Origin of the sequence: Pseudomonas sp. F1_0610 (assembly GCF_047470865.1) — a bacterium.
GTDB lineage: Bacteria > Pseudomonadota > Gammaproteobacteria > Pseudomonadales > Pseudomonadaceae > JAZDRH01.
In genome coordinates this window covers 47,705-72,236 of the sequence record NZ_JAZDRH010000016.1, presented here as the reverse complement: position 1 = coordinate 72,236, position 24,532 = coordinate 47,705, and the positions used below count along the sequence as shown (strand labels likewise).

The 24,532-nt window shown below is 43.4% G+C and carries 25 protein-coding genes; 12 read left to right on the top strand and 13 right to left on the bottom strand.

From position 1 onward, the window contains the following. Window positions 1-23: 23 nt before the first annotated feature. The 9 genes from bamA to rpsB all read right to left on the bottom strand — a co-directional run bounded on the left by bamA (window position 24) and on the right by rpsB (window position 9,738). A complete protein-coding gene (gene bamA, locus VQ643_RS10300) occupies window positions 24-2,384 on the bottom strand; it encodes an outer membrane protein assembly factor BamA (RefSeq protein WP_414199687.1) in 2,361 nt (786 codons plus the stop codon). Between the two features lie 62 nt (window positions 2,385-2,446). Next, window positions 2,447-3,796 carry an RIP metalloprotease RseP gene (gene rseP, locus VQ643_RS10295; RefSeq protein ID WP_414199686.1) on the bottom strand — a complete coding sequence of 450 codons (1,350 nt, stop codon included), beginning with the start codon at window positions 3,794-3,796 and terminating at the stop codon, window positions 2,447-2,449. Between the two features lie 6 nt (window positions 3,797-3,802). Continuing rightward, window positions 3,803-4,978 (bottom strand): 1-deoxy-D-xylulose-5-phosphate reductoisomerase, encoded by a 1,176-nt coding sequence (gene ispC / locus VQ643_RS10290; protein WP_414199685.1) that lies wholly within the window; start codon window positions 4,976-4,978, stop codon window positions 3,803-3,805. After that, a complete protein-coding gene (locus VQ643_RS10285; RefSeq protein WP_414199684.1) occupies window positions 4,979-5,791 on the bottom strand; it encodes a phosphatidate cytidylyltransferase in 813 nt (270 codons plus the stop codon). A gap of 3 nt (window positions 5,792-5,794) precedes the next feature. After that, on the bottom strand, window positions 5,795-6,544 hold the full coding sequence (locus VQ643_RS10280; protein ID WP_414199683.1) for an isoprenyl transferase: 750 nt from the start codon (window positions 6,542-6,544) through the stop codon (window positions 5,795-5,797). Window positions 6,545-6,559: 15 nt separating this feature from the next. Next, a complete protein-coding gene (frr, locus tag VQ643_RS10275; RefSeq protein ID WP_414199682.1) occupies window positions 6,560-7,117 on the bottom strand; it encodes a ribosome recycling factor in 558 nt (185 codons plus the stop codon). After that, window positions 7,117-7,857, bottom strand: a complete 741-nt coding sequence (gene pyrH, locus VQ643_RS10270) for a UMP kinase (RefSeq protein WP_414199681.1) — start codon at window positions 7,855-7,857, stop codon at window positions 7,117-7,119. The genes frr and pyrH overlap by 1 nt, the downstream gene beginning before the upstream one ends. Before the next feature lie 152 nt (window positions 7,858-8,009). Continuing rightward, the gene (gene tsf, locus VQ643_RS10265) at window positions 8,010-8,879 is read right to left on the bottom strand and encodes a translation elongation factor Ts (protein ID WP_414199680.1); all 870 of its coding nucleotides are present in this window, start codon (window positions 8,877-8,879) and stop codon (window positions 8,010-8,012) included. A 124-nt stretch (window positions 8,880-9,003) separates the two neighbouring features. Beyond that, window positions 9,004-9,738, bottom strand: a complete 735-nt coding sequence (rpsB, locus tag VQ643_RS10260) for a 30S ribosomal protein S2 (RefSeq protein WP_414199679.1) — start codon at window positions 9,736-9,738, stop codon at window positions 9,004-9,006. Between the two features lie 268 nt (window positions 9,739-10,006). On the opposite strand from rpsB, the gene map reads away from it, so the two are divergent. From map to VQ643_RS10225, 7 genes are read left to right on the top strand one after another with little or no spacing between them, the layout of a single operon-like run. Further along, a complete protein-coding gene (gene map, locus VQ643_RS10255) occupies window positions 10,007-10,801 on the top strand; it encodes a type I methionyl aminopeptidase (protein ID WP_414199677.1) in 795 nt (264 codons plus the stop codon). 19 nt (window positions 10,802-10,820) lie between these two features. After that, window positions 10,821-13,523: a [protein-PII] uridylyltransferase gene (locus tag VQ643_RS10250; RefSeq protein WP_414199697.1), complete on the top strand. Its 2,703-nt coding sequence runs from the start codon at window positions 10,821-10,823 to the stop codon at window positions 13,521-13,523. 9 nt (window positions 13,524-13,532) lie between these two features. Beyond that, a complete protein-coding gene (locus tag VQ643_RS10245) occupies window positions 13,533-13,703 on the top strand; it encodes a hypothetical protein (protein ID WP_414199676.1) in 171 nt (56 codons plus the stop codon). Between the two features lie 9 nt (window positions 13,704-13,712). Beyond that, on the top strand, window positions 13,713-14,060 hold the full coding sequence (locus VQ643_RS10240; RefSeq protein ID WP_414199675.1) for an ArsC family reductase: 348 nt from the start codon (window positions 13,713-13,715) through the stop codon (window positions 14,058-14,060). A 40-nt stretch (window positions 14,061-14,100) separates the two neighbouring features. Beyond that, window positions 14,101-15,123, top strand: coding sequence for a 2,3,4,5-tetrahydropyridine-2,6-dicarboxylate N-succinyltransferase (gene dapD, locus VQ643_RS10235; protein WP_414199673.1), 1,023 nt, complete (start codon window positions 14,101-14,103; stop codon window positions 15,121-15,123). Window positions 15,124-15,164: 41 nt separating this feature from the next. Further along, window positions 15,165-16,367, top strand: a complete 1,203-nt coding sequence (locus tag VQ643_RS10230; RefSeq protein ID WP_414199672.1) for an aminotransferase class V-fold PLP-dependent enzyme — start codon at window positions 15,165-15,167, stop codon at window positions 16,365-16,367. After that, window positions 16,364-16,768 (top strand): SufE family protein, encoded by a 405-nt coding sequence (locus VQ643_RS10225; protein WP_414199671.1) that lies wholly within the window; start codon window positions 16,364-16,366, stop codon window positions 16,766-16,768. Before VQ643_RS10230 ends, VQ643_RS10225 begins: the two co-directional genes overlap by 4 nt. Here the strand turns inward: VQ643_RS10225 and tcdA are convergent. Beyond that, a complete protein-coding gene (gene tcdA / locus VQ643_RS10220; RefSeq protein ID WP_414199670.1) occupies window positions 16,758-17,558 on the bottom strand; it encodes a tRNA cyclic N6-threonylcarbamoyladenosine(37) synthase TcdA in 801 nt (266 codons plus the stop codon). The two genes, VQ643_RS10225 and tcdA, sit on opposite strands and share 11 nt — an antisense overlap. A gap of 119 nt (window positions 17,559-17,677) precedes the next feature. Between tcdA and dapE the strand changes: the two genes are divergently transcribed. Genes dapE through VQ643_RS10205 form a run of 3 tightly spaced genes read left to right on the top strand, consistent with a single transcriptional unit; the run spans window position 17,678 to window position 19,999 of the window. Next, window positions 17,678-18,823 (top strand): succinyl-diaminopimelate desuccinylase, encoded by a 1,146-nt coding sequence (gene dapE / locus VQ643_RS10215; RefSeq protein ID WP_414199669.1) that lies wholly within the window; start codon window positions 17,678-17,680, stop codon window positions 18,821-18,823. Further along, a complete protein-coding gene (locus VQ643_RS10210; RefSeq protein ID WP_414199668.1) occupies window positions 18,817-19,644 on the top strand; it encodes a putative RNA methyltransferase in 828 nt (275 codons plus the stop codon). The genes dapE and VQ643_RS10210 overlap by 7 nt, the downstream gene beginning before the upstream one ends. Next, window positions 19,631-19,999, top strand: a complete 369-nt coding sequence (locus tag VQ643_RS10205; RefSeq protein WP_414199667.1) for a hypothetical protein — start codon at window positions 19,631-19,633, stop codon at window positions 19,997-19,999. The genes VQ643_RS10210 and VQ643_RS10205 overlap by 14 nt, the downstream gene beginning before the upstream one ends. A gap of 13 nt (window positions 20,000-20,012) precedes the next feature. Here VQ643_RS10205 and VQ643_RS10200 read toward each other — a convergent pair whose 3' ends face one another. Then, window positions 20,013-20,474 (bottom strand): bacteriohemerythrin, encoded by a 462-nt coding sequence (locus VQ643_RS10200; protein WP_414199666.1) that lies wholly within the window; start codon window positions 20,472-20,474, stop codon window positions 20,013-20,015. A gap of 149 nt (window positions 20,475-20,623) precedes the next feature. Here VQ643_RS10200 and VQ643_RS10195 point away from each other — a divergent pair, with 149 nt between their 5' ends. Both VQ643_RS10195 and VQ643_RS10190 read left to right on the top strand, forming a co-directional pair. Then, window positions 20,624-21,490, top strand: a complete 867-nt coding sequence (locus VQ643_RS10195) for a neutral zinc metallopeptidase (protein WP_414199665.1) — start codon at window positions 20,624-20,626, stop codon at window positions 21,488-21,490. Window positions 21,491-21,498: 8 nt separating this feature from the next. Beyond that, window positions 21,499-22,179 carry a hypothetical protein gene (locus VQ643_RS10190; protein ID WP_414199664.1) on the top strand — a complete coding sequence of 227 codons (681 nt, stop codon included), beginning with the start codon at window positions 21,499-21,501 and terminating at the stop codon, window positions 22,177-22,179. Window positions 22,180-22,183: 4 nt separating this feature from the next. Here VQ643_RS10190 and VQ643_RS10185 read toward each other — a convergent pair whose 3' ends face one another. Beyond that, complete coding sequence (locus tag VQ643_RS10185; RefSeq protein WP_414199663.1) at window positions 22,184-23,164, bottom strand: NAD(P)-dependent oxidoreductase; 981 nt, start codon at window positions 23,162-23,164, stop codon at window positions 22,184-22,186. Between the two features lie 83 nt (window positions 23,165-23,247). Further along, window positions 23,248-24,531, bottom strand: a complete 1,284-nt coding sequence (gene serS / locus VQ643_RS10180; RefSeq protein ID WP_414199662.1) for a serine--tRNA ligase — start codon at window positions 24,529-24,531, stop codon at window positions 23,248-23,250. Between the last annotated feature and the right edge of the window lies 1 nt (window position 24,532).

The following is a 24,532-nucleotide window of genomic DNA, read 5'->3' as shown; positions in this document are numbered from 1 at the left end:
TGTGCAAAGCAATTTCAATAGTTTTAAAACGTTTGACCCAATGAGAATTGGAATACCTGAGTTTCTGAATTTTTTGGTTTTTTCACTGGCATACCTAAGCTAAAGCTTAGTGGACCTAGTGCTGTTACCCATGTTAAACCCACACCAACTGAGCTGGCTAGATTATTTGCACGAATATTACAACCTACTTCACCGCGATCTTTCTGCGCTTTACTGCAGTTAGTATCAAACACATTACCAACATCCCAGAATACCACTGTACGTAATGATTGCTGATCCTTCACAAATGGCGTTGGTACAATTAGTTCTACACCACCTTGGATCAAGACGTTACCACCAAAAGGTAGCGGATCTTGGTCTGGATCTTGGTTCATACCATTACGACCACGGAATGCTGTGCTGCGAGGTCCTAAAGTGCTGTCTTTAAAGCCGCGTACAGAACCAAAGCCGCCCGCATAGTAATGCTCATAGAATGGCATTTTATTGGTACTGCCGTAGCCGTCACCATAACCTAGTTCAGTATGGAAACGCAGTGCATAGTTCTCTGATAATGGTTTAAACACTTGGCCAAAGTAATCTAAACGATAGAACTTAAGATCACTCATAGGCACTGACACTTCAGCCGACAAGCTTTGCGAATGCCCACGTGTAGGCATTAGCCCACGATTGAGTGTTGACTGTGACCAACCAGCAGACACCTTGTAGTTAGTGAAGCTTTTACCTTCTTTTTCCATGAAGTCATAAATTTCTTCAACAGTATACTTACCAGTTTTAAGCGTATCTTTTTGTACAGAAGCACCAAAATTCAAGCGTGATGTTTCACTAATGGGATAACCCAAATTAACCCCAGCGCCATAACTATCAATAGAGTAACTAGACACATCATAGTTTAACTTATCGTAGTTTGTTTCACGATAAAACATGTTGTAACCCAGACTAACGCCATCATCAGTCCAATAGGGGTTTAAGAAACTAAAGTTATAGCTACTTTGATATTCACTACGTGTTAGCCCCATGCTTACTTGGTTACCCGTACCAAGGAAGTTACTTTGGCTAATGGCACCGCCCAAAATCATACCTGCGTTCTGAGCAAAACCAATACTGGCTGTGATGCTACCTGATGGCTGCTCTTCAACTTCAAAGTTGACATCAACCTGATCGTCGGCACCTGGTACAGCCGGTGTTTCCACGGTAATATTTTTAAAATAACCTAAGCGCTCTAAACGTGTTTTAGATTGATCAATCAAATAAGTAGAAGCCCAGCCACCTTCCATTTGACGCATTTCACGACGCAATACTTCATCTTCTGTTTTCGTATTGCCACGAAAGTTAATACGGTTAACATAAGCACGCTTACCAGGATCAACCACATAGGTTAGGCTCACTGTATTATCTTCAGCGTGTGGCTCTGGAATGGCATTTACATGAGCAAAGGTATAGCCTTCATTACCTAAACGTCGGGTAATTAAGTCATTTGTTGTAGTCATCACTTTACGTGAAAATACCTGCCCTGGCTGGGTCAAAATCAAGCCACGAACTTCATCTTCTGGAACCTTTAAGTCACCTGTTAACTTAATATCACGGATGCGGTAACGCTCGCCTTCATCAATATTAACAGTGATATAAACATTCTTTTTATCAGGCGTGATGGAAACTTGAGTCGAGATGATATCCATATTGATATAACCGCGATCTAAGTAATAAGAACGTAAGCGCTCTAAGTCACCTGATAGTTTTTCACGAGCATATTTATCGTCATTTTTAATAAATGACATCCAGTTTTTGGTTTTCAGCTCAAATAGATCTATTAAATCTTCATTGGAGAAAACATTATTTCCAACAATATTAATATGCTGAATAGATGCAACTGAGCCTTCATTAATTTTCACTTTAATAGCAACACGGTTACGTGGCTGCTCAACTACTTCTGTTTCAATACTGGCTGAGTAACGCCCTTGAGCAACATATTGGCGCTGTAGCTCATTACGCACACCTTCTAAAGTGGCACGCTGGAATATTTCACCTTCAGCTAGACCAGACTGCTTTAAACCTTTAAGCAAGTCTTCTTTTTTAATTGCCTTATTGCCCTCAATATCTAAGCTAGAAATTGATGGGCGCTCAAGCACGGTAATGACTAATACATCGCCATCACGTCCCAGCTGAATATCCTGAAAGTAGCCTGTTTTAAACAAAGCACGTGTTGTTTCCACTAACACTTTGTCATCAACGTTATGTCCTACATCTAACGGTAGCGCAGCAAAAACACTACCCGAAGAGATACGTTGTAAGCCGTTTACACGAATATCAGAGACGGTGAAGGAAGCAGCGTGAACCTCACCGATCATCAAAGCGGATATTACCGCAGGAAGCAGCAGACGTTTCATGAAGTCCTTTCTATTATTCAAGGGTTAAGTACTGCTGCAAAATACAGCAGTCACACACAATTTTACAAGCGGGTGATGTCATTAAAAATCGCCAAGACCATAACACCCAAGACTAAAGTGATACCAATTTGCATACCCCACACCTGAATCCTCTCAGGCACTGGACGTCCGCGTAGCCATTCAATGGTGTAAAACAATAAATGCCCACCATCAAGCACTGGAATAGGTAACAAATTTAACACGCCTAAGCTAACACTTAAGAAAGCTAAAAAGCGCAAGAAGCTAGATAGTCCCACCTCTGCAGTGCTACCTGCCACTTTAGCAATGGTTATAGGTCCACTCAAGTTTTTTACCGAAAGCTGACCTAAAATCATTTTTTTCATGGAGACAACCGTCATTACTGTTGTCCCCCAAGTATCAGAAGCTGCTTTAGCTAAAGCATCAATGGGGCCATAGCTGACACGCTGGATCATTTCCTCTGGTATGTCTTTTGCAGGCTTAGGTGCAGCACCTAAAAAGCCTTTATCTTCAGCATTACGCGCTAATAATACAGAGACTTGAATCGTTCGACCATCACGCAAAACCTCAAGTATGACAGGCTGCTCAGGAAGCTGATGAATTTTACCGACCAACTCCATCCAGTGATTTACTCTCTGCTGATTAATCGCAAGAATAGTATCGCCAACTTCTAAGCCAGCCTGATCAGCTGGGCTACCTTTTTGTACTTCCGCCAATATTGAAGGAACTACTGGCAACCATGGGCTCCAGCCAAAATCACGAATTGGATCTGGATCATCAGCTCCTTTTAACCAACCATTTAATGCAATTTGATAACGACGTTCTGTAGCGTTCTGTAGATCTCGCGTGGTAATTTCAATATCACCTTGTTCACCAATGCGCTGCAATAACTGCATACCTACATCGCCCCAACCCTGCACAGGCTTACCATCAATAGCTAGGATTTCTTGATTAGCCTGCATACCTGCTGAGTACGCTAAACTTGGCTTAGTAATATCTGCAATTACGGCTCTTAAACTTTCCGAGCCAAGCATAGCGATGATCCAAAATAGGAAGAAAGCTAGAATAAAGTTCGCAATAGGCCCTGCAGCCACAATAGCCATACGCTGTTTGACGGTCTTTTGATTAAAGGCTTGAGATTGCAATGCGCTTGGCACCTCTCCTTCACGCTCATCAAGCATTTTGACATAGCCGCCCAATGGAATCATGGCTACAACAAATTCAGTACCTTGTTTATCTTTCCAGCGAAACAAAGGTGAGCCAAAACCTACAGAAAAGCGTAATACCTTTACACCACAACGCCGAGCTACCCAAAAATGCCCAAACTCATGGAATGTAACCAAGACACCTAACGCAACTAGGGTGCCAAAGATCATATAAAGACTGCTTGTCATTGACTATTAGTACTCCATTAACCATTGATGAGCTGCATCACGAGCCTGCTTATCAGCCTGCAAAACAGCTGCCAAGCTATCTGCTTGAGCAATAGAAACCTGTTGCAATACAGCATCTATTAATTGGGGTATCTGAGTAAAGCTAATTTTTTCATCTAAAAATGCTGCCACTGCTATTTCATTAGCTGCATTTAATACTGCTGGAGCGGTTCCACCTAGCTCAAACGCTTTTCTGGCTAAGCGCAAGCAAGGAAACACTTGCTCATCTGGTTGGTAAAAATCAAAGCGTGCTATCTGAAAAATATCTAAAGGCTGAACTCCAGAAGTAATGCGCTGCGGCCACGCCATAGCCTGCGCAATTGGAGTGCGCATATCTGGGTTACCTAATTGAGCCAAGACAGAACCGTCTACATAGTCAACCATAGAGTGAATAACACTTTGCGGGTGCACGACAACTTCGATTTGTGAAGGCTTAGCATCAAATAACCAACAGGCTTCTATCAGCTCTAAACCTTTATTCATTAAGGTGGCCGAGTCAACTGAGATTTTCCGTCCCATTGACCAATTAGGATGCTTACAAGCTTGCTCTGGCGTAATATCAGAAAAGGTATCGGGATCACGCTGACGAAAAGGCCCGCCCGATGCTGTTAACAAAATACGACGAACACCAATTTGCTGTAAACCTTGCTGATAGTTAGCAGGCAGCGATTGGAAAATCGCATTATGTTCGCTATCAATAGGCAGTAAAATAGCACCCGATTTTTTTACTTCTTGCATAAACAAAGCCCCTGTCATCACAAGTGCTTCTTTATTGGCTAACAGTATTTTTTTCCCTGCTTTTACACCCGCCAGAGTAGGCGCCAAGCCAGCTGCACCTACGATAGCCGCCATAACCATATCAACCTGAGGGTGTGCGGCAACAAAATCCAAGCCCTCAGCGCCGTGTAAGACCTGTGTGTCAACCAGCTGTGCTTGCAACTTTAGTGCTGCCGCTTCACTGGCGACAACGGCATAAGCAGGCTTGAACTTCAAGCAAAGGCTAAGTAGATCATCTACCCGTGTATTAGCTGTCAGCGCAAACACTTTATAACGCTCAGAATGTTGCTCAATTACGCTTAAGGTTGAGCTACCTATTGAACCTGTAGCGCCTAAAACAGTAATTTGCTGGATTTTTTCTACCACTTACGCGCCCCATCCTGCCAAAACGAGTAACAATACAAACACTGGAACGGCAGAGGTAATACTGTCAACACGATCTAAAATCCCACCATGACCCGGCAATAAATTACTGCTGTCTTTAATACCTGAGTGGCGCTTAAACATGCTTTCTGTTAAATCACCAATAATTGAAATGGCAACTACAATAGCCGCCCCCAGTATCATCACAGGCAAGCTTGCAATCGCTAAATCGCGCCATAATGCATAGCTTATAACTACGGCCACACTAATAACTAAACCACCAATAGCCCCTTCCCAGCTTTTGCCAGGGCTCACTTGCGGGGCTAACTTGCGCTTACCAATAGCTTTACCAACAAAATAAGCACCTATATCAGCCATCCACACCATCAGCATAACAGCTAAGATTAACCAGTTTGCTTGAGGCATTTGTTTAAGTAACACCAAGCCTTGCCATGCAGGAACCAATACCAACAAGCCAATTAGCAAGCTACCTAAGCTGCCGCCCCATGCCACGGTTGATTTGGGAAAAGTTAGTACCATAACTATGGCTGCAATCCACCAAACCGTTGCCAAATAAATAATAGGCTTAGCTAAACTAGGCAACAAATACAACAATGACATCAATACAGCCACTAAGGCGGCATAAGCAACTCTTACATCCTGCGCTTTAATGCCCGCCAATGCGGCCCATTCCCAAGCACCTAAAGTAATAACAGCGCCAATAAATAAGGCAAAAAAGATGCCTTCAAGATAAAAAAAGCCTAGTAAAGCTAAAGGTAACAACCATAAAGCAGTTAAAATACGTTGCTTAAGCATGCGCTATTCTCCAGCTTCTATTTGCTCACTTGTTTTGCCAAATCGACGTTGGCGAGTCGCAAAGTCAGCTAGTGCTTCCTGCATGGCTTGATGTTTAAAATCAGGCCAGAGCAAGTCTGAAAAGTATAATTCTGCATACGCAAACTGCCACAACATAAAGTTGCTAATGCGGCGTTCACCGCCAGTGCGAATACATAAATCAGGTAAAGGTTGCTCATTTGTTGTTAAACAACGCTGTAGCAACTGGCAAGAGATATCCTCTGCCTGCAAATGCCCGGCCTGCACCTCTTTGGCGAGGCGCTGAGCCGCTTGAACTATATCCCACTGCCCGCCATAGTTGGCAGCTATTTGCAACATCAGCCCCGTATTATTAGCGGTTAGCTTTTCAGCTTCTGCAATAGCATTTTGCAAATCGCAGTGAAAGCGAGAACGCTCACCTATAATACGTAAGCGGATATTGTTTTTATTTAGCTTTTTGACTTCATTGCGAAGCGCCCATAAAAACAAATCCATTAAAGCGCCCACCTCATCCAACGGGCGCTGCCAGTTTTCACTAGAAAAGGCGAAAAGCGTTAATACTTCAACATGTTGCTGAGCACAGACTTCCACCACAGCGCGAACAGCATCAACACCTGCTTTGTGGCCAGCAACGCCGGGCAAAAAGCGTTTTTTTGCCCAGCGATTATTACCATCCATGATAATTGCCACATGACGCGGTCCACTACTACTTGGACCTAGCGTACTTTTACTCATGTGTTAGCTCCGCTGCTAAACTGCCATTAAGTCAGTTTCTTTTCCTGCTAGCGCTTTATCTACTTCAGCGATAAAGCTGTCAGTGATTTTCTGAATTTCATCGCCAGCGCGGCGCTCTTCATCTTCACTGATTTCTTTTTCTTTAACTAAGTCTTTAATGCTGGCTAAAGCGTCACGGCGAATGTTACGCACAGCAACACGCGCATTTTCAGCTTCTTGACGCGCTTGTTTGGTATAGCCTTTACGTGTTTCTTCAGTCAGCGCTGGCATAGGCACACGAATAGTAGTACCTGCTGTTGCTGGGTTTAAACCCAAATCAGACATCATAATGGCTTTTTCTACGGCTTGAATCATGCTTTTATCAAACACAGTCAGCGCCAAAGTGCGAGAGTCTTCAGTTACCACATTAGCTACTTGACGTAAAGGAGTGTCAGAGCCGTAGTAAGAAACCATAATGCCATCAAGGATACTTGGATGTGCACGACCTGTACGAATCTTGGCAAATGCATGCTCTAAAGATTCTAAAGATTTCTGCATGCGCTGCTGCGCATCCTTTTTGATCTCATTGATCATTATGCTGTCTCCTCTATCAGTGTGCCCTCAGTACCACCAATAACGGTATTGAGCAATGCACCTGGTTTATTCATATTAAATACGCGAAGTGGCATTTTATGGTCGCGACATAAACAAATTGCAGTTAAATCCATGACTTCTAGTTTACGGTCTAATACTTCGTCATAGGTTAGGCGATCGAATTTTTCAGCGTCGGCATTTTTAAATGGGTCGGCGGTATATACGCCATCTACTTTAGTGGCTTTTAGTACAACATCAGCACTAATTTCGATACCGCGCAAGCAAGCAGCTGAATCTGTGGTAAAAAATGGATTACCTGTGCCCGCTGAGAAAATAACCACTTCACCTTTTTTAAGATGAATCAGCGCCTTACGACGATCGTAATGGTCAGTCACACCCACCATTGAGATGGCCGACATTACTTGTGCGGGAATATTTGATCTTTCCAATGCATCGCGCATGGCTAACGCATTCATTACCGTTGCTAGCATTCCCATATGGTCGCCCGTTACGCGATCCATGCCAGCGGCAGATAATGCTGCACCACGGAATAGATTACCACCCCCGATAACCAACCCCACTTCTACACCAATACCCACTAATTGACCAATTTCAAGCGCCATTCGATCCAATACTTTTGGATCAATACCGAAATCCTCAGATCCCATCAGCGCTTCACCGCTAAGTTTGAGCAGAATTCGCTTATAACGTGGCGCGCGACCACCTTCTTGCTGAGCCATGATTCTCTCCCGCGGCATTTCATTTGTTCTATGGCCGTATCTGACCATAGTTTAAATCGTTAGTGCAGTCTAAAGCTGCTTTTGTTTCTTTTATTTGGCAAAAAGGCTGCCCGCATATACGGGCAGCCTTTTTTATATCACACCATAGGTGCTTATTTTTTAGCAGCTGCCAATTGCGCTTCTACTTCAGCAGCAAAGTCAGTTTCTGCTTTTTCAATGCCTTCACCCACTTCAAAACGAGTGAAAGAGATAATTTCAGCACCTGCTTTCTTCGCTAAATCGCCCACTTTAACTTCAGGGTCTTTAACGAATGCCTGTTCAACCAAGCTTGCTTCTGCTAAGAATTTCTTGATGCGTCCAGCTACCATGTTTTCTACGATATTTGCTGGTTTGCCTTCAATTTTCTCTGCGTTTAATTGCAAGAAAATTTCTTTTTCTTTAGCAATAGCGTCTTCTGAAACCTGTTCAGAAGTTAGGAACTGCGGGTTTACGGCAGCAATATGCATAGCGATATCACGTGCTAACTCAGCATCACCACCTTTCAACTCAACCACTACACCAATACGGTGACCATGTAGATATGCGCCTAATACATCACCTTCAATACGAGCAATGCGGCGAATATTTACGTTTTCACCTGTTTTAGCAACCAAGGCTTCACGTGCACTTTCGCGCTCTGCAATTAATGGCGCAGCATCGGTGTAACCCTTATCAAATGCTTGATCAAGGCTTTCTTGTACGAAGCTTTTAAAGTCTTCTTGTAATGCTAAGAAGTCAGTTTGAGAGTTAACTTCGATTAGCGTTGCTACTTTACCGCAGTCAGAAACTTTAACTGCAATAGAACCTTCTGCAGCAATGTTGCCCGCTTTTTTAGCGGCCTTGATAGCACCAGAAGCGCGCATATCGTCAATTGCTTTTTCGATGTCACCGCCAGCAGCTTCAAGTGCTTTTTTGCAGTCCATCATACCTTGACCGGTACGCTCACGTAATTCTTTAACCAGAGCAGCAGTGATTTGTGCCATATCACAATCCTCTTTTAATCACTTGTACCACTCCAAATGGAACAGTACGAAATTTCAGGCAAAAAAGGGGCAGTCATTGCCCCTTTTTCAACCAGTTTAGAAACCAGACTCAGTTCGTTAAAACTTAGGCTTCTTCGCTAGCTACTTCAACAAACTCTTCAGCAGTAGTTGCGCTACCTTTACGAGCGCGAATTACTGAGTCAGCCACTGCACCTAGGTACAATTGTACTGCACGGATTGCGTCGTCGTTACCAGGGATGATGAAGTCAATACCTTCAGGGCTGCTGTTAGTATCCACAACACCAATTACTGGAATGCCTAGCTTGTTAGCTTCACACACAGCGATACGCTCGTGATCAACGTCAATTACGAACATAACGTCTGGAAGACCACCCATATCCTTGATACCACCTAAGCTACGCTCTAGTTTCTCAAGATCACGGCTGCGCATTAGCGCTTCTTTCTTAGTTAATTTATCGAAAGTACCATCTTGAGATTGAACTTCAAGCTCGCGTAGACGTTTGATAGAAGCACGGATAGTTTTGTAGTTAGTCAACATACCGCCTAACCAACGATGGTCAACGTATGGCATACCACAACGTGTTGCTTCTTCTTTAACGATTTTGCTTGCAGAGCGCTTAGTGCCTACAAACAGAATTTTGTTTTTAGCAGCTGCCTTTTTTTCAATAAAAGCAATAGCTTCTTTGAACATTGGCAAGGTTTTTTCAAGGTTGATGATGTGAATCTTGTTGCGCGCACCAAAAATGTACTTGCCCATTTTTGGGTTCCAGTAACGGGTTTGGTGACCAAAGTGCACGCCTGCTTTTAGCATATCGCGCATAGTTACGGCTTGAGTCATGTTCAATCCTTCAATGATTGGGTTAGGCCTCCACGTACCCCGCTTTTCAACCTATAAAGGCACCCAGAAAAACGTGTCGATACGTGTGTGGTATTTAATTAACTAAAAGCATTAGTACTTTTAGCGGCGCGATTTATACCATAAACAGCATAAATTATCTAGCGCTGGTTTTTATTTATTTGCTAAGCATCTAGGTTAGCTAACAACAAGAACCAAGACTTTCTGCTATGATAGTCCCCGTTTTTTGCTTTTAATGCTTGGGGCATATATGTCTAAATCTCCTGTTACGATCAAAACTGCTGATGAAATCGAAAAAATGCGCATCGCTGGTCGCCTTGCGGCAGACGTGCTAGAGATGATCACGCCTTATGTGAAAGTAGGTGTTACCACTGACGAGCTTAATCAGATTTGTCATGACTATATTGTCGATGAACAAAAAGCGATTCCAGCACCTTTGAATTATCACGGTTTTCCAAAATCCATCTGCACTTCTATCAACCATGTCGTATGTCATGGCATTCCAAATGATAAGCCATTAAAAAATGGTGACATCATGAATATCGATATTACTGTGATTAAAGATGGCTTTCATGGCGACACCAGTAAAATGTTTTTAGTGGGCGATACGCCTGAATGGGCAAATAACTTATGCCAAGTAACGCAAGACAGCCTGTATAAAGCTATTGAATTAGTTCGTCCTGGTACGCATTTAGGCGATATTGGCGAAGTTATTCAAAAATACGCTGAAGCTAAAGGTTTCTCCGTCGTACGTGATTATTGTGGCCATGGTATTGGCCAAGTTTTCCACGAGGAACCACAGGTATTGCACTATGGCAAAGCAGGTACTGGGCTAGAGTTAAAAGAAGGGATGATTTTTACGATAGAGCCTATGCTTAACCAAGGCCGTTATGAAACACGCTTGCTAGGTGACGGTTGGACAGCTATTACTAAAGACAGGAAGCTATCTGCACAATGGGAACACACTATTCTAGTCACTGCTGATGGCTATGAAGTTTTAACCTTACGTAACGAAGAAACCTTCCCTCGCACTAACCATAAATAACCCAAAGAGGCTTGCTATGTTGCCACGCGATTTACAACTGTTTGATGAGCAACGCTTTATTACACAACTTCGCGAAAACCCCAGTAACATAGCAGTCTTTAAACAAACATTAGAGCATGCCCGTCTTGTTTTGGATCAACGCTTTTTAGACAATCAAGATATTGAGCAGATTATTCGCTCAAGAGCATGGCTAATTGATCAAATTTTGCGTTTTGCATGGCGCCAATTTGCGTGGTCATGCGGTGATCATCCTTCTTGCACTCTTAGCCTAAATGCAGTTGGCGGTTATGGCCGTGCTGAGCTACATCCTTATTCAGATATTGATGTACTTATCTTATTAGAACATGAGCAATACCAAACTCTAAAAGAACCTATTAGTCAGTTCATTACTTTCCTTTGGGATATTGGGTTAGATGTTGGGCATAGCGTGCGCACTATTCGAGAATGCACAGAGGAAGCACGCAATGACCTTACTGTCATCACTAACCTTATAGAGTCGCGTACTCTTTCTGGTAACACTGAATTATTGTGTCGTTTAAAAACCTGTATTTCATCCGAATACATGTGGGATAGCCGTGAGTTTTTTCTAGCCAAACGTCAAGAACAACAAGAGCGCCATTTTAAGTTTAATGATACTGAATACAATCTAGAGCCTAATGTCAAAAGCTCTCCTGGTAGTTTACGTGATATCCAAACCGTACTTTGGGTAGCGCATCGTCACTTTGGTATGACACATTTAGAAACGCTGTCTAACCCTGGCTTCCTCACTGAAAGTGAATATCGCCTTTTATCAAAGGCACGGGCATTTTTATGGCGTGTACGTTACGCGCTACATATGCTAGCTGGGCGCGAAGAAGACCGTTTACTTTTTGAGTACCAACGTAAAATTGCCGACTTATTTGGCTATAACGATACCAATGCTAAGCAAGCCATTGAGCAGTTTATGCAAAAGTATTACCGTGTAGTAATGGGTATTGCTGAGCTATGCGAACTAATCAACCAATACCTTGAAGAAATCATTTTACGTAACCCAGATGACGAAAAAGTAGAAGAGCTCAATCGTCGCTTTCAAATCAGGGATGGCTATATTGAAGCACGTAATATTAACGTCTTTAAGCACTCTCCTTTTGCTATCTTAGAAATTTTTGTACTGTTAGCACAACACCCAGAAATTAAAGGGGTGCGCGCCAAAACTATTCGCTTACTACGCGACGCTCGCCAATTGATTGACGAAAACTTCCGTCAAGATTTACGTAATACCAGCTTATTTATTGAATTATTTAAGTGCCGTGAAGGTATCCATATGAACCTTCGACGGATGAATCGTTACGGCATCTTAGGTCGCTATCTTCCCGAGTTTGGAAAAATCGTTGGGCAGATGCAACATGACCTTTACCATATTTATACTGTTGATGCGCACACGCTCAACCTAGTCAAACATTTACGCAAGTTACGCCACGCCGACTATGCTGAAAAGTTCTCGCTTGCCAGTGCTATTATGGCGCGTCTTTCTAAGCCCGAGCTTATCTACCTTGCTGGCCTTTATCATGACATCGGAAAAGGCCGCGGTGGCAATCATTCTGAACTAGGGGCCATTGATGCTGAAGCTTTTTGTATACGCCACCATTTACCCAGTTGGGATACACGCCTAATTGTATGGTTAGTAAAAAACCATTTAATAATGTCAGCTACGGCTCAGCGTAAAGATATTACGGACCCACAAGAAATTCATAACTTTGCGCTATTAGTAGGAGACCAAACTCGCCTTGATTACTTATACGTCTTAACTGTAGCTGATATCAATGCGACCAACCCTACATTATGGAATTCTTGGCGCGCCCAACTACTGCGCCAACTTTATAGCGAAGCACGCCGTGCTTTACGTCGTGGTTTAGAGAACCCATTAGAACCAGAAGAACTCATTCAAACACGCCAAAGCACAGCATTAAGCTTATTAGCGGCCGAAGGCATTGCTGTTACTGATATCAATCGCCTTTGGGGGCACCTAGGCGACGATTACTTCTTACGCCATAGTGCTGGCGATATTGCCTGGCATACGCAAGCTATTTTAGAACATGGCGATATGAATGCTCCTTTAGTAGCTGTACGTGAAAGCAGCCAACGGGGTTTTGATGGTGGCACACAGATTTTCATTTACGCACCTAATCGCAATGATTTTTTTGCTGCGACGGTAGCCACCCTTGATCAACTTAATTTAAGTACTCAAGATGCCCGTATCATCACTTCAAATGAATTCACTATCGAGACCTATATAGTGCTAGATCTGGATGGTGAACGTATTGGCGATAACCCTGAACGCTGTCAACGTATCCAAACTGAGCTAACCAATGCCCTAAAAGATGTGGATTACCCTTCTATTATCCAACGTCGTGTGCCACGTCAACTCAAGCACTTTGCTTTTACCCCTATGATCACTATTCACAATGACACCCAGCGCCCGCATACCGTTATTGAGGTTATTGCACCTGATCGTCCTGGTTTTTTAGCGCGTGTTGGAAATATTTTCTTAGACTTTAACTTATCACTGGTAAGCGCCAAAATCATTACACTAGGTGAACGTGTAGAGGACGTTTTCTTTATTATTGATAAAGATGGGCAACCTTTATCTGATCCCAAGATTTGCCAAGCATTACAAGATGCCATGGTGGCGCAGTTATCTACTGAAGGAAAGGGTAGTCCAAGCAGTATTCATTTGATTTAAGGAGTTCGCATGTTTGAACCATTGCATGTCATGTTAGTAGGCTTGATATTCGCCTTTGCTTTAATGATTTTAGGCTACTCATGGCGCCACAAAAAATGGGGCATCATTTTATTAACCCTCGGCATTATTTGCATGTTTGGCTCTATTGCTTATCGCATTCACATTGCAACGAGTTTATAGGGAGCTTACATGTTAACTATTTACGGCATTAAAGCCTGCGACACCATGAAAAAAGCGCAAACATGGCTAACAGAACATAACCTAGCTTTTGAATTTCACGATTATAAGAAACAAGGAATTGATCAGGCACACCTTGAACAATGGTGTAATGAACATGGCTGGGAAAAGATCCTTAACCGCCAAGGTACCACTTTTCGCAATCTCACTGACGAACAAAAGGCCGACCTTGACCAGGAAAAAGCGATTCGTTTAATGCTCGCCCAACCATCTATGATCAAACGCCCTGTGCTTGATTTAGGCACAAAGACGCTGGTTGGCTTTAAACCAGATACCTACCAAGCTCACCTTGCTACTTAAGATATACTGCACTGCGCTTTTTTTTGCTAAGGAACAACCTATGTCAACTACTCTTTTTAGCCTAGCCTTTGGCCTTGGAACTCATAACCAACAAGAGCAATGGCTAGAGGTTTTCTACGCTCAGCCCGTACTTAACCCAGCCACAGAGCTAATAGCCAAGGTCAAAAAAGTACTAGGTTACTCCGGAGGCAATCAAATTATTCGTTTTGATTGTGAACAAGCATCTGATCTTGCTCACGCTCTACGTTATATCGATCCTGCACAAAGTGCCTTACTAGTACGCTTAGCAGAAAGCCACCGCCCAACAGTAGCTACTATTTTAGCCAACGACAGCGCGCCTTCTTCTGTACCAGAAGCCTACCTTAAGTTGCATCTTATTTCTCACCGTTTGGTTAAACCTCATGAAGTTGACTTAACAGGTCTTTTCTCTGTATTACCCAATGTAGCTTGGACAAACATTGGCGCAGTTGACCTAACTGAGCTACCAGCTTACCAGCTAGAAGAACGTATTAAAGATAGGGCATTAGAAGTCTTCTCAGTAGATAAGCTACCTAAAATGTGTGATTACGTTGTGCCTACGGGTGTTCGCATTGCTGACGCTACTCGCGTGCGTCTTGGTGCCTATATTGGCGAAGGTAGCACCATTATGCATGAAGGTTTTGTCAATTTTAATGCTGGCTGTGAAGGCCCTAATATGATTGAAGGACGTATTTCAGCTGGTGTAATGGTTGGTAAAAACGCTGACTTAGGCGGTGGTTGCTCAACTATGGGCACTTTATCTGGCGGCGGTAAGGCTGTTATTAGCGTAGGTGAACAATGCCTTATTGGGGCTAATGCTGGTATAGGTATCAGCTTAGGCGCTCGTTGTACCGTAGAAGCTGGCTTATACGTTACTGCTAGCAGCAAAATTATTCTTCCTGAAAAAGCCAACCAAGTAGTAAAAGGTGCTGATATTTCTGGGCAAGATGATTTACTATTGCGCCGCAATTCATTAACAGGTGCGATTGAGTGCCTCACTAATCGTCAAGCCATTACGCTTAACGAACAACTCCATAAAAACTAATAGTTTTAGCGCCGTTAACGCGGCGCTTTTAGGTACAACACATGCTTCTCAGCTCTGCTTGGCGTTCAGCTTTTCCTGGAATACAACACTTTACCCAACAGCAACAAATCTGGCTTGATAGCGCTGCCACAGCACAAAAACCTCAGGCTATGCTAGATGCCATACAAGCTCAGTATGCCAATGGCGTGGCCAATGTTCATAGGGCACAACATATTCCAGGTGAAACAGCGACTCGCGCCTTTGAAAACGCACGTGAAGATATTGCTCAGTTTTTTGATGCACCTAGCCAACAGATAATTTTTTGTAAAAGCACAACGGAAGCTATTAATTTAATTGCCTATAGTTTAGAAACTTTATTTACTAAAGACGATGAAATTGCTATTAGTGCTGCTGAACACCATGCCAATCTATTACCTTGGCAACAGCTAGCGCAACGCAAGCAATTAAAGCTGGTTGTACTTCCCCTTTTACCATCAGGTGCCATAGACTTAAATCAAGCGGCACAACTGATTACCTCTCGTACACGGCTAGTCGCCTTTAGCCCTTTATCTAATGTTATTGGGCATCTGCAAGATCCGCAGCCACTCTTAGCACTAGCCAAGCAACAAGGCGCATTAACCTTAATCGACGGTGCACAACTAAGCGCACATCAAGCAATTTCACTTCGTCAACTGGAACCTGATTTTTATACTTGTTCTGCACATAAAGTATACGGCCCAGATGGCTTGGGTATTTTATATGCCAGCCAAAATGCATTAGTACATATGCAGCCTTGGCAATTTGGTGGTGAAATGGTCAAGTTATGTGATTTTCACAGCGCACAGTTTATGCCTGCCCCGCTAGGCTTTGAAGCCGGCACTCCTAATATTACTGGCGCTATTGCGTTTGCTGCCAGTTTAAACTGGCTGAAAGCCCAAGATAATCTCGCTATTAAACAGCATGAACAAACATTGCACCAACAACTTCTTGACGGTTTAAAGCAGCGTAGCTATATCAAACTTATTGGTGAGCCTAATTGTGCTTTAGCGAGCTTTTCAATCCCGCAAATACATACGGCAGATGTGGCTATGCTCTTAGGCGAACAAGGCATTGCGGTACGTGCTGGACATCACTGTGCCATGCCACTAATGCAGTATTTGGACATCAATGGCGCCTTGCGCGTATCGTTAGCCCTGTACAATGATAGTCAAGATTTAACGGCTTTCTTTACAGCATTGGACAATGCCGTTGATATGTTGCTATGAGACTTTCAACACTCGCACAACAAACCCTTGATAACTTTGCCCAACAAGCAGGCTGGGAGCAACGCGCTCGCTTATTACTCCAGTATGCAGAGCAGCTGCCTGCATTGACTGAAAATGAGCAACACGCCGATAATCAAATACATGGCTGCCAAAGCCAAGTCTGGTTAGTCATTGATAATACCAACCCGCTAGCCTGCCGAATTAACTCGCCGGCGCGTTTATTAAAAGGGTTATTTGCACTTTTACTTATTCGCATTAATGGGCTTAACCCTACAGAGCTAACACAGTTAGACATTCATGACTGGTTTACTCAACTAGGACTCCAAAAGCAGCTTTCTCCATCACGTGCGAACGGACTCAATGCCGTGTACCAAGCGATTTTGCAGCAAGTTAATCGATAGCTTGCAGTAGTTTTTTAGGCATTTTAGCGGCTAGCTTTTCTACGGCTTTAGCGGCGGCTACAAAACCAAAACTGGCCGTAACCATAGTTACAGCACCAAAGCCACCTGCACAATCTAACTTTACACCTTCCCCAACAAAGCTTTTACTTTGACACACACCGCCATCAGGCTTGGGGTAGCGCAACTGTTCTGTTGAAAAGACACAAGGAACGCTGTAATGCCGCCCTGGGGTGCGCGAAAAACCATAATCTCTACGCAAAGTAGAACGCACCTTAGCCGCCAAAGGATCGTTATAGGTTTTATTTAAATCTATGACTTGTATTTGCGTAGGATCTATTTGTCCACCTGCACCACCTGTAGTAATAATGGGTATTTTACGGCGTTTGCACCAAGCGATCAGTGCTGCTTTGGCGGCCACACTATCAATACAATCAAGCACCATATCAAATTGCTCTGTGATATGCTCTGCCATGGTTTCACGTGTCACAAAATCAGCAATAGGATGCACTTGGCAATCGGGGTTAATTTGCGTAATTCGCTGCGCCATAACATCTACTTTCATTTGCCCTACTGTATCAGTGACAGCATGCAATTGGCGGTTCACATTAGTAATACAAATATCATCTAAATCAAATAAACTGATCTCACCAACCCCTGTACGCGCCAGCGCTTCAGCAGCCCACGAGCCCACACCACCAATGCCTACCACTGCCACATGAGCATTTTGTAAATAGTGCACAGCCTGATTACCATATAAACGAGCAATACCACCAAAGCGCTGATCAAACATAAATTTTCCTCATACAAAGCGGCGCCAGTATAAATTGATTTACAAAAAAACTCAGGCAAAACAGACAGTCTTTTCGCTTTGCTTTAGTATGTTGTTTTTATTCAATATGAAACCCCATTATGTCTAGCGAACTTTCACCCACACTCGCGCTGGCATTTGAGCTGATTGCGCGCCCTTCGGTTACTCCAGATGATCAAAACTGCCAACAAATACTAGCTCAGCGCCTAGCCAAACAAGGCTTTACCAATGAGTTTATGCGCTTTGCTGAAGTGGACAACCTATGGTCCATTCGCGGCAGTCAAGGCCCTGTATTATGTTTTGCTGGACATACGGATGTAGTACCTACAGGCCCTATAGAGCAATGGGAGACAGCGCCTTTCTCACCGGTTATAGATGAGAAAGGTATGTTACGTGGACGCGGTGCAGCCGACATGAAAGGCAGTATTGCCAGCATGTTAGTCGCCATTGAGCGCTTCGTTGCTGACTACCCTAATCATAATGGCCAAATCGCGCTATTAATCACCAGCGATGAGGAAGGTCCTGCCATACATGGCACTAAAGCCGTTGTCGAAAAACTGCGTGAACGCCAGCAAAAAATGGATTGGTGTATTGTAGGTGAACCTTCTAGCTCTAACACCTTAGGCGATATAGTCAAAAACGGACGGCGAGGTTCTCTTGGCGCACACTTAATCATTAAAGGAAAACAAGGTCATGTTGCCTACCCTCAGTTAGCGCGCAACCCTATCCATCTTGCGCTACAAGCCTTAGCTGAACTCAGCCAAACACACTGGGATGATGGCAATGCGTTTTTTCCTCCTACCAGCCTACAAATTTCTAATATTAATGGCGGTACTGGTGCAACCAATGTTATTCCAGGTGAACTGCACATTGATTTTAATTTACGCTTCTCCACAGAAAATACAGCTGAAACCCTTAAACGTAAAATTCTAGCGATTTTCGATAAGTATGCACTGGATTACAAAATTGCTTGGAATCTATCTGGTGAACCCTTTTTGACCAAACCTGGGGCCTTATTAAATGCCATTAGCCAAAGCATTAAGCAAGTAACAGGCATAGAAACACAAGCCAGCACTAGTGGCGGTACTTCTGATGGACGTTTTATCGCCACATTAGGTGCACAAGTGGTAGAATTAGGCCCGCTCAACGCAACCATTCATCAAACCAATGAACAGGTACGTGCAGAAGACCTTAACCTGCTTAGCGACATCTATTATTACACCCTTGTAAGGCTGCTTGCATGCTGATTTGCCCACTGTGTCATGATCCTTTAACTGCGCATGAGCACAGTTTAACCTGCTCTAACAACCACTGTTTCGACCAAGCCAAACAAGGTTATTACAATCTACTGCCTGTACAGCATAAAAATAGTCGCTCGCCAGGTGACAACCAAGAAATGGTATTAGCTCGCCGCGCTTTTTTACAAGCACAGCATTATCAACCACTGGCCCTGCGCCTTGCTCAATTAGCTGCAGATAAACAGCCTAAACATTGGGTAGATGTCGGTTGTGGTGAAGGCTATTACACTGACCAAATTTCACAACAACTACCGAGCAGCCAAGGTTACGCCTTAGATATCTCCCGCGATGCGGTTAAGCGCGCCAGCAAAGGTAATCCTAGTGTTACATGGATGGTTGCCAGCATGGCACGTATCCCTTTGGCAACTGATAGTTGCCAGGTTTTTACCAGCGTATTTAGCCCTCTAGATTGGCAAGAAGCGCAGCGTGTCTTAAGCCTTGGTGGTGGTTTACTACGCATGGGCCCCTGTCACGATCACCTTATTGAGTTACGCCGTAAACTCTATGATGAAGTTCGTCATTATGACGATGAAAAACACCTACAACTCATACCCAACGGTATGCAGCTCGAGCACAGCGAAGTGCTGCGTTATAACATCCTACTTGAGAGTGCAGAGGATCGTGCTAATTTATTAGCCATGACGCCTCATGGCTGGCGCGCCACCACGGAGCGGCGTAACGCTGTAATAAATCAGCCTTTAGCAGTAACTGTTGCCATTCGTTATGACTGGATTGTAAAACATGAGGAAGCTAACCATGCGCCAGCCTGATATTGAAATTTATATCAAAGATGCTCACCTAGCCAAAGTTAGCACATGGCTAGAAACTAGCCTGAACTGCACGCTTAAATGGTCAACTAAAGGCAGTTTAAGCCACGCCCAAGGCGCTAGTTTTCCTATTTCTTGGTTTCACAAAGCAGCAGGTAGCTGGCACTGTTTATTACTAGAAAGTGATCAAACACCTTGGACAACTGACCTTGATTGTGCCACAGCAGCTAGCCTTGCCTTAGGCTGCGAAGTACGTTGTTCGCCTGGCGCTTGGGAGGAAGTGCAAGGTGAAGCAGATGCGGATCGGTGGATAAAAGTGAACGGAAGTGAAACAGAGGAATTTATCTGGCGAGCCTAAGCTCGCCAATATTTCAACCAAAAATATTAGAAAATATTTTTTTCATAACGCCTGTTTCCGACGTAAGGGCTAAGTTTTTTCGTACTACTGGGGCGTACTTCAAGTCTTCTTCTTTAATATGATTTACCAGCCATAATCCAATATCATTACGTACTTCACGTGCAATTTTTAGTGGGTCAACACCTTCTTTAAGCTTTTGCTCATAGCCTAATGCGCGGCGCTTAAACTCACGATGCTCTTTACGATGGCTTGATAATAATGGATAGCCAGCCTCATGCATGAGTAATTCTTCATACGCATTATGTGAAATAGCGTATTGAATCAGGCCATTAATGATTAAAGGAATATCCTCTGCATTGCGATCAGCCATCATTCTGTCCACAATTTCAAAATAGCTGAACAATTTTTGATGCTGCTCGTCGATGGTCTCAATCCCAGTTTTGAACTCGTCAGACCATTTTATTGAAAAACCCATTTACTCTGCGCTCCCTAGTGCATATATGCAGACACAGCCAAAGTAGCAAAACTACACAAAATAAACCTATACGCATTTAACAATATAACTATTTATATTAATTAAAAACACTTTAAACTTTAGTATTTATTTGAACTGGATTAACTATTATGCGCTGGGACAAAGCACGTCGAAGTGAAAATATTCAAGATCAACGTGGAAAAGGCACTAAGCTTGGTGGAAAACTTACGTTGGGTGGTGTTGCTATTATAGTGGTACTTGGCCTTATTAACGGGCAAGATCCGATGCAAATTCTGGGGCAAGTTGCCAATGAGGTGATTAATCAACCTCACTCAGCAAGTAGTAGTAAGCAACCTCCTACTGCAGAAGATAATCGTAACTTTGACTTTACGGCGGCCATACTAGGTGACACTGAAGACACATGGCGTGCTTTGTTTACCCAGAAACACGCTAATTACCCAGCTCCAACCTTAGTTGTTTTTGAAAACTCAGTGCGCAGCGCCTGTGGCAATGCAAGCTCAGCTATGGGACCTTTCTATTGTCCAGCAGACCAAAAAGTCTATATTGATTTAAGCTTTTTCCGTGAGCTACGCGAGCGTTTTAATGCAGGCGGGGAATTTGCCCAAGCCTATGTTATTGCTCATGAAGTAGGTCACCATGTGCAAACTGTATTAGGTATTAGTAAGCAAGTACAGCAAGCTCGCCAGCAAGGTCACAACGTTGAGGGCAACAATGGCTTACTGGTTCGTCAAGAATTACAAGCCGATTGTTTTGCAGGTATTTGGGCTCATCATGCACAAAAACGTCATAGCTGGTTAGAGGCTGGTGATTTAGAAGATGCTTTAAATGCGGCACAAGCTATTGGTGATGATCGTCTACAAAAACAAAGCCAAGGCTATGTTGTACCTGACGCCTTCACTCATGGAACAGCGAAACAACGTGAGCACTGGTTTAAACAAGGTTTCCAATATGGCGATATGAATCGCTGTGATACTTTCAGCGCTAAAATTTTATAGGAGCAACAATGCAAGAACATCCTTTTAGTAATTTAAAGATGGGCTTAATTGAACGATATGCCAAGCAAGTACCCTTAGCAGAAGTAGAGCAAGCGCGTGTTAAAGGATGGCTCTCTGCCATGGATTTAGGCTTACCTAAAGGCGAAGAACAAGCGTACCTACTGTATGGTGACCCTGATCCTTGCGAGCTACTGATGTTTAATCGTCCTGTTTTGTTATGTGATACAACACCTACACAATTAATAGGCCAATTAGTTACCAGCCTATGTTTTCACTTAGGCACTTACGGCATGGGTGGCCCAGGATTTTTTGGCATTGAGTTAAATCAGCAGCAGTTTTTAACCTATGCTGTTTGGGGAGCTGGCTCTTATGTCCTGTATAACGATCGAGTACTGACTAATCACCCTTCTACTTATTCACAAATGCGGCCCTGGGTTAGCAACTTTGCAGAACATCAATGGGATGAATTAACAGAGCAGTTAGTCGGCAGTCGCTTAGTTAGCTGGGAGTTTATGGAGCATCAGCTACAACTATGCTTTGAACAGCAAGATAAACTATTAACATTGTATTTTGTGCGTCAGGATCCACGTATTCCAAAAATTAATAGTAACTTAGGAATTGCCTATGAATCTGGAACAATAAAAGACTATGTCGTATTACAAGACAGTGATGCAGTGCTGATCGTTTAAACGATCAGCCTTTTAAGGTATTCACACTTGGAACCTGAATACAAATAACGCCTTCTTCTTCACAACGTTTAACTACTGTTTTAACGTACTGGCTTGATAATGGCTTATCAGATAAACAAACGACACGTTTGCCTTGCTGCAACCACGGGAGAAAGCGTTCTGCCGTAATATTTTCGTCACTATCAACGCCAATTAAGTCGGCATCTCGGCGGCATAAGTCGACAATATTAGGGCTTAAAGCATCATTGTAATAAACCATGTCAGCTTGCTGCATTAAACGTAACGCTTTGAACGTCAACAACTCAGGATCATCTGTTAATACACTGATCCAATACAGTTCTCCCTGAGGTTCTTGTCCACTCTCTAGCGCTTTTTCAATCTCTTTTTGGGCTTTCTCCACATTGCCTGCAAAAATCATTTCAGCAATATGCCCTTGCAATACATTTTCCCAAAAAATACGTCGTTCATGCACATCATCAAAACGCTGCTTTACAGCTTTGCGATTAAACCGAGCAAACTGAGCTAATTGAGCATAAGCAATAGGTAACTGTGTTTCTAACTTTCCGCGCAGAATACGTGTTAAGACAGGCGCATGACCGCCACTAGAAATAGCCACCATTATGGGGGAGCGATCAACAATGGCTGGAAATACAACAGTGCACAACTCAGGGCTATCCACCACATTTACTGGAATATTTAAGGCTTTTGCATCAATAGACACATGCTCATTGACAGCCATATTATTAGTTGCTGCAATAACTAGTACTGCATTTTCTACATCACTACTTTGATAGTCACGTAAAACTATTTGCCCTTGGTGCTCTTGTAATAAATCTTCAAGATCAGAAATAACATCAGGTGCAATCACACGAATTTTAGCCCCTGCTCTGGCTAACAAACGGCATTTTCGCAGCGCCACTTCCCCGCCACCTACCACAACCACGGTGCGCTGTGAAAGATGATGAAATAAAGGCAAGAGTTCCATGACTTTTCCTGTGCTAAAAGCTGAAATAGAAAAAGGATGAGTTTACCTCATCCTTTTTAATAATGCTCAAGTGAGATCAGCCGTTAAGCCTGAATCACTTCAAGTCCGCCCATATAAGGACGCAATACTTCTGGTACAAGAATGCTACCATCAGCTTGCTGATAATTCTCAAGTACCGCGACCAAAGTACGACCTACCGCCAAACCAGAACCGTTGAGTGTATGTACTAATTCAGGCTTACCTGTTTCAGGATGACGATAACGCGCTTGCATACGTCGCGCTTGGAAATCACCACAGTTAGAGCATGATGAAATTTCGCGGTATTTATTTTGGCTAGGAATCCAGACCTCAAGATCATAGGTTTTAGTTGCGCTAAAGCCCATATCACCAGTACATAACGCCATTACCCGGTAAGGTAAATTTAATAACTGCAATACTCGTTCAGCATTATTGGTTAGGCTTTCTAGCGCCTCAAATGACTGTTCTGGCGCCACGATTTGTACCATTTCTACCTTATCGAACTGATGCTGGCGAATCATGCCCCGAGTGTCCCGACCGGATGCGCCTGCCTCACTGCGAAAACAAGGTGAATGCGCTACCAGTTTAATAGGTAAATCTTTAGCTTCTAAAATACTATCAGCCACTGTATTGGTTAGTGTGACTTCTGCCGTTGGAATCAGATATAACGACGCTTGGTCTTCACGATCCAAACGGAATAAGTCCTCTTCAAACTTAGGCAACTGCCCTGTGCCCTGCAGTGCTGGAGCTTGCACTAAGTAAGGTGTGTAAGCCTCTTCGTAACCATGCTCAGAAGTATGTAAGTTCAACATAAACTGCGCTAATGCGCGATGCAAGCGCGCAATACCATTACGTAATACGACAAAGCGTGCGCCTGATAACTTGGCGGCTGTTTCAAAACTCATGCCTCCTAGGTTTTCACCTAACTCAACATGGTCTTTAACTGGAAAAGAAAATGTATTGGCTGTACCCCAACGGCGTACTTCAACATTCTCTTCTTCATCAGCGCCTTCTGGCACTGACTCATGGGCAATATTAGGAATACTTAATAAAACAGCATCAAACTCAGCTTGAATTCTTTCCAATTCGCGCTTGCTGTTATCCAAGTCAGAACCTAGCTGATCTACTTCAGCCAATAAAGGCGCGATATCTTCACCACGTGCTTTAGCTTGCCCGATATTTTTCGAGCGACTATTACGCTGTGCTTGCAGCTCTTCAGTACGAGACTGAACTTGTTTACGTTGAGCTTCTAACTCGCTAATTTTCTCTACATCGAGAATAAACCCACGTTTTTTCAGTAGCGCAGCTACCTCATGAGGTTGGGTGCGAACCAATTTAGAATCAAGCATG